The 12,086-nt window shown below is 62.5% G+C and carries 7 protein-coding genes and 1 pseudogene; 5 read left to right on the top strand and 3 right to left on the bottom strand.

Annotation, left to right across the window (positions count from 1 at the left end):
* Positions 1-115: 115 nt before the first annotated feature.
* Complete coding sequence (locus tag BLS13_RS16230; protein WP_093453693.1) at positions 116-2,746, bottom strand: TonB-dependent receptor; 2,631 nt, start codon at positions 2,744-2,746, stop codon at positions 116-118.
* Positions 2,747-2,997: 251 nt separating this feature from the next.
* Between BLS13_RS16230 and BLS13_RS16225 the strand changes: the two genes are divergently transcribed.
* The 5 genes from BLS13_RS16225 (at position 2,998) to BLS13_RS16205 (ending at position 10,110) form a co-directional block, all read left to right on the top strand.
* Positions 2,998-3,933, top strand: coding sequence for an alpha/beta hydrolase family protein (locus tag BLS13_RS16225; RefSeq protein ID WP_176943634.1), 936 nt, complete (start codon positions 2,998-3,000; stop codon positions 3,931-3,933).
* A 210-nt stretch (positions 3,934-4,143) separates the two neighbouring features.
* Complete coding sequence (locus BLS13_RS16220) at positions 4,144-5,025, top strand: alpha/beta fold hydrolase (protein WP_256325933.1); 882 nt, start codon at positions 4,144-4,146, stop codon at positions 5,023-5,025.
* A 28-nt stretch (positions 5,026-5,053) separates the two neighbouring features.
* Entirely contained in the window at positions 5,054-5,542 is a 489-nt protein-coding gene (locus BLS13_RS16215) for a flavin reductase family protein (RefSeq protein WP_093453788.1), read from the top strand.
* A 300-nt stretch (positions 5,543-5,842) separates the two neighbouring features.
* Entirely contained in the window at positions 5,843-8,614 is a 2,772-nt protein-coding gene (polA, locus tag BLS13_RS16210) for a DNA polymerase I (protein WP_093453690.1), read from the top strand.
* Between the two features lie 2 nt (positions 8,615-8,616).
* On the top strand, positions 8,617-10,110 hold the full coding sequence (locus BLS13_RS16205) for a lipopolysaccharide biosynthesis protein (protein WP_093453689.1): 1,494 nt from the start codon (positions 8,617-8,619) through the stop codon (positions 10,108-10,110).
* Between the two features lie 30 nt (positions 10,111-10,140).
* Here BLS13_RS16205 and BLS13_RS16200 read toward each other — a convergent pair whose 3' ends face one another.
* Together BLS13_RS16200 and BLS13_RS20445 are read right to left on the bottom strand one after the other, a co-directional pair.
* Entirely contained in the window at positions 10,141-11,847 is a 1,707-nt protein-coding gene (locus BLS13_RS16200) for an MFS transporter (RefSeq protein ID WP_256325932.1), read from the bottom strand.
* Between the two features lie 143 nt (positions 11,848-11,990).
* Positions 11,991-12,086, bottom strand: a pseudogene (locus tag BLS13_RS20445) (IS5/IS1182 family transposase); the annotation flags it as partial.

Genomic DNA, 12,086 nt, shown 5'->3' with positions numbered 1-12,086 from the left:
CCCCAATCACCAAGCGCCTCCGGTAGCGCGTTCGATGGCCACGGAAAATAGCCGACAAAGAAAAACCCCGCCGCCCGGAAAGGCGACGGGGTTTTATCATTAGGAACTGGATCGATCAGAAGCCGACGCTGAGCGTTCCACTGAAGGTCCGCGGCGCGCCGACGAAAGCGAAGGGCGCCGAGGTCGAGATCAGGCTGCCTGAGAAACCCGCGACATACAGTTTGTCGAAGATGTTGGTCACGTTGAGCTGCAGGAAGGTTTGATCGTTCAAGCCCAGGAACTTGAGTGAAACCCGGGCATCGGCATCTACTACCGTATAGCCAATGGCCTTCGCGCCATAGACTTGGCCCGAACCCGCGATCGTGACCGGAAGGTTCTGGTCGTTGACGTAGCGCGAACCCGTGCGCTTCGCCTGGACGCCGAGCAGAACCGGTCCGAGCGTGCCTTCGACACGACCGCCGGCCGTGTAGATCGGCGCTGCCGATTCACGCTTGCCCGCCGTCAAAGCGAAGATGGTCTGACCGACCGTGGTGCAGTTGCCGACACCGGCAGACGCGCCCGAGGTGACCTGAGCCGCCGTGCACGCGCCGAGTTCGACATTGTCCCTAATTTTCGACTTCAAATAGGAGCCGAAGACATAGAGCGAGACTTCCGGGATTGGCTGATACGCAAGGTTGGCATCGACACCATATTTGTCGACCTTGCCGAGATTCCGGTAAATCGAGATGTTGAGATCGCGATCATAAGCCGAGGCAAGACGGTTGCTGAAAACCGTGTACCAGCCCGCAACCTGCGCCTGGATCTTACTCGACGTATAGCGCATGCCGACGTCGAAGTTGTCGGCTGTCTCGGGGACCGGGTTCGCCGTTCCTACAGCGAAGCCGAGCGACTGGTACAGGTTATCTGTACCAGGAACCTGCAAGCTCTTATTGTAGCTGGCATACATGCTGACCTTCGGCGCCAGCTTGTAGGTCAGGCCCGCGCTCGGCAGCACCTTGTTATATTTGATCACGCGATGGATCGGCGGAATGTAGGTCGGGTTTGCCGCGAGGAAGGCTGTCTGGCTCGTCGGGCTGTTGAAACAATCGACGAAGGTGCCGCCGGCCTCGGTGACGCAATAATTGGTCAAGTCGCGCTTGAAGAACGGCGCCTTCACGCCGAGCTTCACCGTCAACTTGTCGTCGAAGAACTCGCCGCGATATTCGCCCGACACCTGGTTGAGGATCGCCAGCGATTTGCGGTTCCGCTTCTGGATCGGCGCACCCGTGCTGTCCTTCAGCGGATTGTCGATCGGGAACACGTTGATGGTATGTCCATCCTCGGCCAACACCGTCACGGGTCCAGTCTGGCGATGGCGGCCATAATCCAGCGAATAGTTGATGCGGACGGTTTGCGTGTCGCTGAAGTCATAACGCAGCGAGCTGAGCACGCCGAAGCGATGCGTCTCGGTATGGCTGGGCGCATAGACTTCGACGCCACGGGTCGTGTTGACCGTGGTCGACGTCGGTGTATCGAGAACGTCACCGTCGCCATTCAGGTCGACGCCACCGAAATAAGGCTGACCGCCAATATATCCCGTCAGGCCAGTCGCGACCGTGCCGGTCCGGTTATAGAAACCTTCATTGCCCTTGACCGCACTGTTGCCGCCATTTGCCTTGGTATACTGAAAGCTGGGATCGATCGTCAGAACCAGGCCGTCAGCCAACGTGAACTTCGACTGGACACGAATGTTGCCGGTGTTCGAAGGGTTGAAACTGTAGTCGAACAAGCTGCCGCAAACGACGGAGACGCCCTGCACTACCGAGCTCTGCGGTACATCGGCTACGCCGGCTTGCGGCGTGTCGCCCTGACAGCTCGGAAGCGTATAATCGCGCTCTGCGCGGGTCAGCGGGAAGCGATTGCCGGCGTTAGAACCGACCAGACGCAGGGCCGGGTTCGTGGTCGACTGGACCTGATCGATACGCAGCGGCAATGATGAGAAATTCCCGTTGCGGTTCCGGTTATAATGCCCCGCGATGGAGATGAAGTCGCCGCTGTCGCCGATCGGCTGATAGATCTTGGCGTTATATTGGGTCTTATGCGTCTTGGACGTATGCTGGTACGGATTGTAGGAATCTGCCGAGCTCGCGGCGAAGAACGCACGCGTGCCGAATGGGGTGAACACACCGGTGTCGATAACGCCGAACACACGGAAGAAGCCGCTTTCGCCCGCCGAACCCTGAAGACGGATATGAAAATCCTCGGTCGGATTGCGGGTGCGATAGTTCACCGTTGAACCGGTCGCCGATGCGGTGGGGCTATCGATATCGGTGGTGCCGAGGTTGACGTTGACCTGCTCAATCAACTCGGGGTCGAGCTGCTGGTTGGAAAAAAGCGCGTAATTGCCGGTATCGTTCAGCGGCAGGCCGTCGAAGGTCTGCGAGATGCGCGACGCATCGAAACCGCGGATCGAGAGGGTGCCGCCCGACGAACCATAGGCATCGTTGTTCTGGAAGCTGACACCAGGCAGCATGTTAATGATTTCGTTGATCGACTGGCCGGGGCGCTGATTCTTGATGAAGGTTTGCGTCAACACGGCCTGCGTCTTGGTGCTGTCGGGTGTAACGACACCTGCGACGCCCTTGTCGGTCTTCGCGCCGGTGACGATGATCTCAGAATGATCAAAATCAACCGAACCCGTCGACTGACCATATGCCGCGGACGTAGCGAGCGCGGCGATGCCGCAGCTCAGCAAAAGTTTTTTCATGTAACAATTCCCCTGTTCTTTTCGCAATATAATTACGCCACGGCAGCACCTGATGCCCGATAGCCCCTCTATGCTGTCGCGATATGACGGTTTTGCTACGGAGAAACGTACCGCACTGCAATATTGAAGCGGCGCAAGGAGGAACAAGTCCGTAACGATCTGTAAATCTCCGGTTCATGTTGCAAATATGTCGCACTAGCGACAGGGCTTTGCGGCTTTCGGTCCCGCCCGCTCCGCTCTACAAGTCAGGCATGCGCTTTTTTCGCTTGCTGACACTCACCCTCCTGATGTTTCCGGCCGACCTTCCGGCGGCCGCGCCGATCACGACCTGCAACGCCATCTGGCTGGACACCTCTCGCAACCGCGAGGTTCCGGTGCGCATCCGCATGCCCGCCGGCAATGGCCGGGTGCCCGTCATCATCTTCAGCCACGGCCTCGGCGGATCGCTCGATGCCGGCGCGATCTGGGCGCGCGCGTGGGCGGGCGACGGGTTTGCGGTCGTCAACGTTCAGCATTTCGGCAGCGACAGCGCGGTTTTCGGCAAGCGCAATTTCCGCTCGGCGCTGAACGACGGGCAGCTGATCGTCCGCGCGCGCGATATCCAGTTCGTGCTCAACGAACTGGCGCGGCGGCCGATCGAGGGCGCGTGCGATCTTGCCCGGATCGACCACAAACGGATCGGCATGGCCGGGCACAGCTTCGGCGCGCTGACCACGCAGGCGATTGCCGGGCAGAGTTTCGAGCCGCGGTTCGAACCGTCGCTGGCCGATAGCCGGGTGAAAGCAGCGATCGGATTCAGCCCATCGCCGCCGCTGACCGGCTCGGCAGAGGCGGCCTTCGCATCGATCCGCATTCCCTTCCTGTCGATCACCGGCACCGCCGATGAACTGCCGATGATCATCCCGATCACCGCGCGGCAACGGCAATTGCCGTTTCGGCTGATGCCGCCCGGCAACAAATTCCTGCTCGTTCTGTCGGGTGGCACACATGTCATGTTCGCCGGCCAGTATCAGCGCACCGTCACCGGCGGACAGCCGACCGCGCATATCCGCAATACCGTGATCGCGGCGACGACCGCATTCTGGCGGGCGATGCTCGATGGGGACAAAGCCTCCTTGCGTTGGCTGGAAAGCCCTGCGGGATTGTGGGCGGGCCTCCCGGCGGAAGACGCTTTCGAAAATAAATAGGAAGGCGGGCCTGCGACCTTGGGCTGGATGACGGATGCCAGATCAGCTAGCAGCCCGGCGAAACGTGTACCGGAACAGCGCACACGCTTGACACCCCTCTCCCTATGCCTCTTCGCTGGGGTGACGATCGCCCGGCCGTGGGCCATGGGTTCGGATGGATTCGCGCCGGCACGACGGCCACACCGGACCAGTCACAGGGGAATTATACCATTGTCATCACCCACCGCCACGAACAGCGAACCCCGATCGGGCCACTTCACCTCACAGCGGTTGCGCCTTCATTATAGCGAGTGGGGCGATCCCGCCGCGCCGCCGCTGATCCTCCAGCATGGCGGCCGCGATCATGGCCGAAGCTGGGACGATCTGGTGCCGGTACTGTTGCCCCAGTGGCGGGTCATCGCGCCCGATCTGCGCGGCCATGGCGATAGCCAGTGGTCGCCCGACGCAAGCTATGGGATGAACGATTATCTCTTCGATCATGCGATGCTGTTCGATGCGCTGGAGATCGAAAGCGCGACCGTGATCGGCCACTCGCTCGGCGGCAATATCGCGCTGCGCCACGCCGCGATCAGACCGGAGCGGGTGGAAAAACTCGTCCTGATCGAAGGGCTGGGCCCGTCACCTAAAATCTATGCCGAACGCATGACGAAGCCTATCACCGAGCGGCTGGGAATGTGGATCGAGCAACGGCGCCGCGCGCTCGCGCGTCAGCGGCGCGTCTATCCGACGATCGATGAGGCAGTGGCGCGCATGCACGGCGAAAATCCGCATTTCTCGCCCGATCTCGCGCGGCGCCTGACGATCAACGGCACCGAACAGGTCGACGGCGGCTATTGCTTCAAGGCCGATCCCGCCATGGCGGCGCTGGCGCCGCACGATGTCAGCTGGGAGGAACGCCGCATATTGCGGGAGGCGATCGCCTGCGACACCTTGCTGATCTACGGCGCCGAAAGCTGGGCCTCAAATCCCGTGACCGACGGGCGCGCCGCCGATTTTCCAAGGGTGCGCACCGAAATCATCGAGAACGCCGGACATTGGGCCCATCATGATCGGCCCGGCGAATTCGTTGCTCTCATCCGAAGCTTTCTATAGCCCGGTCCTGGGAAAGCGGGAGAACCAGGTGACCGACCAGCAGGTGAATGAAGGTTTCAGGCAGGCGATGCGCCGGCTGGCGACGACGGTGGCTTTGGTCACGTCGGGCCAAGGCGACAGCTGGGCCGGAATGGCAGCCACGGCCGTGGTATCGGTCTGCGCCGATCCGCCCACCCTGCTGGTCGCCGTAAACCGCACCGCCAGCCTTCACCCGACCTTGCACGCCGAAAAGCGCTTTTGCGTCAACCTGCTGTCCGAACGACACCGCGATCTGGTTGGCATCTTCAGCGGCCAGGTGCGGGGGCGAGAGCGCTTCAAGCGTGGCAATTGGGTATCCGGTGCGGACGGGCTGCCAGTACTGGCCGATGCCCTGGCCAGCCTGAACTGCCGGACCGAGACGACGCTCGACGTCGGCACCCACACGCTGTTCATTGGCCGGGTCGAAGGCGTTCTCAATCATGACGATATCGATCCGCTCGTGTGGGTCGATGGCGGTTTCGCGACGGCGGCGCGGTAATCGACGCCATCTCCCTGCAAAGGGCCCTGGGGCATCGGTGCCAAATCAAGAGTCAGACTATTGGAATAGAACGCTTTTTGTCGATCGTCGACGGCCCCTTAGTCGTCATCCCTGCGAAAGCGGGGACCCATGGATGGAGGTACCGAAGGCCGTATCCGTGGGTTCCCGCGTTCGCGGGAGTGACGGAAGGAGGTAGGGGCGGGGTAAATTCGGAGCGCCTTTGAAAGGACATCGTCCCGCCCGTCAATATGATTCCGCACCGGGTTTCGCGCCCCCGCCCTGCCTGCTATCTCCGGCGCCATGTCTGCAAAGCACCTCTATCTCGTCGATGGCTCCGCCTATATTTTCCGGGCCTATCATCGGCTACCGCCGCTGACCAACCGGCACGGGATTCCCGCCGGCGCGGTCTATGGCTTCACGACGATGCTGTGGAAACTCATCAACGAGCTGCACGACGCCGACGGGCCAACCCATCTCGCCGTCATTCTCGATGCATCGTCGAAGACCTTCCGCAACGACATGTACGACAAGTACAAGGCCAATCGCCCGCCGCCGCCTGAAGATCTGATCCCGCAATTTCCGCTGATCCGCGTCGCCACCCGCGCGTTCTCGGTACCCTGCATCGAGACGATCGGGCTCGAGGCCGACGATATCATCGCCTGCTACGTGAAGGCCGCGCTGGCCGAAGGCTGGCAGGTGACGATCGTCTCCTCGGACAAGGATCTGATGCAGTTGATCGAGCCTGGCGTCGACATGCTCGACACGATGAACAACCGTCGGCTCGGCCGTGAGCATGTGATCGAGAAATTCGGCGTGCCGCCCGAGCAACTGGGTGAGGTGCTCGCCTTGATGGGCGATTCGGTCGACAACGTTCCCGGCGTACCCGGAGTCGGACCGAAGACCGCATCGCTGCTGATCCAGCAATATGGCAATCTCGAAACCGTGCTGGCCAGCGTCGGGGAAATCACCAAGCCGAAGCTCAAGCAGTCGCTGATCGATCATGCCGACAATGCCCGGCTGTCGCGCGAACTGGTGCGGCTCGAATGCAATGCGCCTTTGCCCGAGCCGCTCGACACGCTCGAACTGAAGGGCCTGCCGCCCGAGCCTTTGCGCGCCTTCCTGGAGGATCAGGGGTTCAAGTCGCTGCTGGCGAAGGTCGGCGCCCCCACGTCCGGAGGCCCGACCTTGCTGGCGCTGCCCCCGACCGGCACCGAAGCGCCGCCGCCCGCACCAGTGGAAGCTGTGCCGTTCGAGCATAAGAACTATGAGACCGTGGTCGACGAGGACGCGCTCGATCGCTGGATCGCCGAAGGTTTCAAATGTGGCCGCATCGCCGTCGATACCGAAACCGATTCGGTCGATCCGGTACGCGCCGAACTGGTCGGCATCAGCCTCGCGACCGCGCCCGGCAAGGCCTGCTACATCCCCATCGGCCATGTCGGCGACGGGCTATTGTCCGAAACGCCAAAGCAAATGCCCAAGGCCTTGGTGCTGGAGAAGCTCAGGCCGCTGCTCGCCGACCCGTCGATCCTCAAGATCGGGCAGAACATCAAATATGACATGATCGTTCTGGGCCGCTGTGGTGTCAACGTGACGCCCTATGACGATACGATGCTGCTGTCATACGACCTTGACGCGGGCTTGGGCGGGCATGGCATGGACGAACTGGCGCAACGCCACCTCGATCATGCGTGCATAGAGTTCAAGACGGTGTGTGGCACCGGCAAGGCCCAGATCAGCTTCGACAAGGTCTCGCTCGAGCGCGCCACCGAATATGCGGCCGAGGATGCCGACGTCACCTTGCGCCTGTGGCAGAAATTGAAGGGCCGGCTCGCCAAGGAAGCGGCGACGCGCGTCTATGAACTCGTGGACCGGCCGCTGGTGCCGGTTCTCGCCGAAATGGAGCGTGCCGGCATCCGTGTCGATCGCGAGGAACTGGCGCGGCTATCGGCCGAATTCGCGAAGGAAATCGGCCGGCTGGAAGGCGTGATCCACGAAGCGGCCGGCGGCCCGTTCACGATCGGCAGCCCCAAGCAGCTCGGCGAAGTGCTGTTCGAACGAATGGGCCTGAAGGGCGGCCGCAAGGGCAAGACCGGCGTCTATTCGACCGACGTCACCGAGCTTGAACGGCTCGCGGACGAAGCGCCGATCGCCCGGCTGGTGCTCGAGTGGCGCCAGCTCACCAAGCTCAAGTCGACCTATACCGATGCGCTGCAGGCGCAGATCAACCCGCAAACACAGCGTGTTCACACCAGCTTCAGCATGGCGGTCGCACAGACCGGGCGATTGTCATCGACGGATCCGAACTTGCAGAACATCCCGATCCGCACCGAAATCGGCCGCCGCATCCGCGACGCGTTCGTGGCCGAGCCGGGCAAGGTGATCCTGGCGGCCGATTATTCGCAGATCGAACTCAGGCTAGCCGCGCATATGGCCGACGTGCCGGCGCTGAAGGAGGCTTTCGCGAAAGGCGACGACATCCACGCGCTGACCGCGCAGGAAGTGTTCGGCGAGGTGACGCGCGATACCCGCGCCCGCGCCAAGACGATCAACTTCTCGATCCTCTACGGCATTTCGGCGTGGGGGCTGGCCGGACGGCTCGAAGTGCCGCGCGACGAAGCGCAGCGGATGATCGACCGCTATTTCGCGCGCTTCCCCGGCATCAACCAATATATCGCCACAACGCTGTCCGAAGTGCGCGATCGCGGGTTCACCACCACATTGTTCGGCCGCAAGACCCACCTGCCGTGGATACGCTCCCCCAAGCAGGGCGAGCGCCAGTCGGCCGAACGGCAGGCGGTCAACGCGCCGATCCAGGGAACCTGCGCCGACATTATCAAGCGCGCGATGCTGCGGATGAACCCCGCGCTGGCCGCCGCCGGCCTGCCGAACGTCCGCATGCTGCTGCAGGTGCATGACGAACTGGTGTTCGAACTGCCGCCCGAGGATGTCGAGGCGGCATCGACGGTGATCCGCTCGGTAATGGCCGGCGCGTGCGAACCCCTGGTGAAGCTCAGCGTCCCGTTGGGCATCGACATCGGCACTGGCAAGAGCTGGGGCGCCGCACATTGACGATGCCCCTGCACGCCGACCTCTGCCCGCCGGCCGGGGACGGTGACGATATCAAGGCGCTCGCCAAGGGCGGGCGGACCAACTTCTTCGGCTTCCTGCTTCGGCTCGCGGCGCGGCTGCCATTCCTGTTCATCGCTGGCCGCTGGTATGGCGCCGAAGCGCTGGGCCGCTTCGCTTATGCGGTGATTATCGTCGAGTTCGCAGCCCAGCTTGCGACCCTCGGCCTCAAGCGCGGCCTGGCCGAACAATTGTCGGCAACCGATCGACCGCATGTTCATGTGGTATGGGACGCACTGCTCGTCGGCGCGATTGCGTCGGCGCTCGCGGCGACCATCCTCGGCGCGGTGCCGGAGCTGATGTTTCCGAACAGCGGGATCAACGGGCTCGAATGGCTACTGCCGCTGACGATCTTCGCGCTCGTCTGGTCCGATATCGCGCTGGCCGCACTCGCCTACCGGCTCAATATCGCCGCCACGGTCACGGCGCGGTCGGTCATCGAGCCCTGGACGATCAGCATCGCCGCCTTCGGCCTGGCCTTTTATTCGCTGCGCGACGGGCTGATCATCTCCTATGTCGTCTCGATGGGGGCCGCACTGGTCGCCTCGATCGTGCCGCTGCTGCGCAGCTTCGGCTGGCCGTCGGGCTGGCGACCTCACCCGGCCGGACTGTTTCTGCTCGCGCGGCGCAATGCGCCGCTTGCGGCCGCCGATGCGATCGAATGGGGATCGCGCCGGCTCGACATCGCGATCCTCGGCCTGTTCTTCGCGCCGCCGATCGTCGGCATCTATTATGTCGCGCAACAGGTCGCTTCTTTGCCGCAGAAACTCAAGACGAGCTTCGATCCGATCCTGGGGCCCGTCATCACCCGCAATCTCGAGGCCGGCAACCGCCCGGCGGTGGCGCAACAGGTGCGGCAGGTCGGCTTCTGGATCATCGCCGCGCAGGCGGGGGTCGGGCTGGCGTTGGGGATTACCGGCGCGGGCGTGATGGGGCTGGTCGGCCCGAATTTCGTCGGCGGCAGCGGTGCGCTGGCCTTCCTGCTGTTCGCCGAAGTGGTGGCAGCCACCGCCGCGGTTTCCGAATCCGCCCTGATCTATGTCGCGCGGCATATGAACCTGATGATCTCGCTTGGTATGATCGGTATCCAGATCACCCTGAGCTTCGCGATCGTGCTCACCATGCGCGAACTGCAACTCCCCATCCTGGCGCAGGCCGCGGGCCCGGCCATCGCGCTGGCGCTGGCGCTCGGCATATCCTCGATCATGAAATCTCGCCTGCTGGCGCAATTGCTACAAGCGCCGGTTTCCGGCTGGCGCTGGCCGCTGATCTGGGCCGCGCTTGCCGCCGCCGTCGTCGGCTATTGGATGACGCGCCTGCCCGAATGGCTCGAACTGTCGGCCGGGATCCCGATGATCTTGCTCAGTTTCGGTATCGTGATCTGGAAATTCGGTTTCACCGCGGCCGACCGTACGCTGTTCCGGATGCGCGAAGCCTGAAGGCCTGTTTGAAACGCCCCATTCGACCTCTCAGGCCCCCATTTCGACGGTTGGCAATGGTGAGGCGATATCGCCGCCGCTGTCCGGCGTGTCCTCGGTCCAGCGCACCGATCCGAAAGGCCGCTCAAGGAAGCGCCGGACGCGCACGCCCCCCTCTTCCGTGGTGAAGGACATGGCTTGCGCCGTTTTATCATGTTCGGCCAGAGTCAGCCGGCTGCGCTGACGCAAATAATCGTGCCAGGTCGGCGCATGGTAGCGCTCGGTCCACAGCTCGGGATCGGTGACGTCGCGCGCGATCGACCAGCCATAGGCGCCCGTCCGTTGGCGGATAAGCTGGACCTCCTGCATCACGCCGTAAAATTCGCGTGCCCTGGCCACATCCACCCGATATTCGATCACGATCACCACCGGCCCGCTCCGACCGGTCAAATCGAGTCGGATTTCTGGAAGATCGCCCGCAGGATGGAGCGAATGGTCGGCCCGCTCATCGAGATCCGGGAATGGCAGCCACCACCGCGCCGATGCCGCCACGATCACAGCCAGCCCGGATGCCAACAGCGCCATTTCGTTGCTGTACGCGTGGGCGACCTGCCCCCAGGCCCAGCTGCCGACGACGATGCCCGCCGTCGACGACGATTGGAATATGGCAAGCGCACGTGCGCTGACCCAGCGCGGAGCGGTCAGCTGAACACTGATGTTGCACACTGCAATCGCCACCATCCATGCCCCACCCGCGATCAGCAGGACGAAGCCGCTAAGCGGCAACGATCGGCTCACCCCGAAAATGATCGTGCACAGGCCGATCAGGACCGTGGTAATCAGCGCGATATTCTCGCTGGACAAGCGCTGACGAAGCCAAGTCAGCGGAACGACGCCGCAAACCGCTCCGATCCCGAACATGCCGAGCAGGAAACCGAAGGTCGTAGCATCGCCGTGCAGCATTTCTCGGGCTATCAGCGGCATCAGCGCCGCGATCGACGACCCACATACCGTAATGAGCAGGGTGCGCAGGCAGATCGTGCGAATCGACGGCGAGTGCATCACGTAGCGCGCGCCAGAAATCACCGCGCGCGCCATTCCCTCGGGTGGCAAACGCGATCGCTCCGGCGTGCGGCGCCACAGATAGGTGACAACCAGCAGCGGCAGGAAGGACAATGCATTGATAGAGAAGGCGGTGGCAACACCGGCAGCAGCCACAAGCACGCCGCCGATTGCCGGACCGAAGCTGCGCGCAACGTTGAAACTGATACTGTTGAGCCCGATCGCTGCCGCCAGGTCCTTCTTCGGAACCTGTTCACGCACCGAGGATTGCCAGGCAGGATTGAAGAGAGCCGTACCGATCCCAACGATGAAGCAAAATGCCAGCAGGAGGATCGGCGTGAGCAAGTCGAACACGCTAAACGCTGCAAGACCAACTGCACCCGCCAGACAGATGGAAAGGGCGACTAGGGTGATCTTGCGACGATCATACATGTCCGCAATTGCGCCCGCCACAACCGCGCCGAACATCACCGGCGCATAGGTCGCCGACTGGACCATCGCGACAAGATCGGCGCGGCCCGTCATCTGCGTCATCGCCCAGGACGCACCGACACCCTGGATCAGCGTTCCGAAATTCGAAAAAAGGCTGGCGAACCAGATGCGGCGAAACAATGGCTCCGCAAGCGGCGCAAAGGGCCCTCCGGTGGTAACCTCATCCCCGCGCGTGGTTACGGTCTTATCCTTCGCTTCGGTCACCAAAATCTGTCTCCTGCTCATGACTTAGGCAATGGGCATGGACGTGGTCAATGCCGGACAGGGCGACAGGTTTCCCTCGCCCACGCCGCATCGGCAAAATTCGGTGACACAATATTAATTATTCAGGTTTCGAGGACGCAATACTAGGTCGTAGACTCATAAGCGCGCAGCCACAGCCGCATTGAGGCGAGCTGGACCATGGCGAGGAAGTTGGCCGCGAGCTTGTCATAGCGGGTGGC

Origin of the sequence: Sphingomonas sp. YR710 (assembly GCF_900101455.1) — a bacterium.
Classification (GTDB): Bacteria; Pseudomonadota; Alphaproteobacteria; order Sphingomonadales; family Sphingomonadaceae; genus Rhizorhabdus.
Note: the sequence above shows the minus strand (reverse complement) of the source record. Positions and strands in the feature narration are given on the sequence as shown.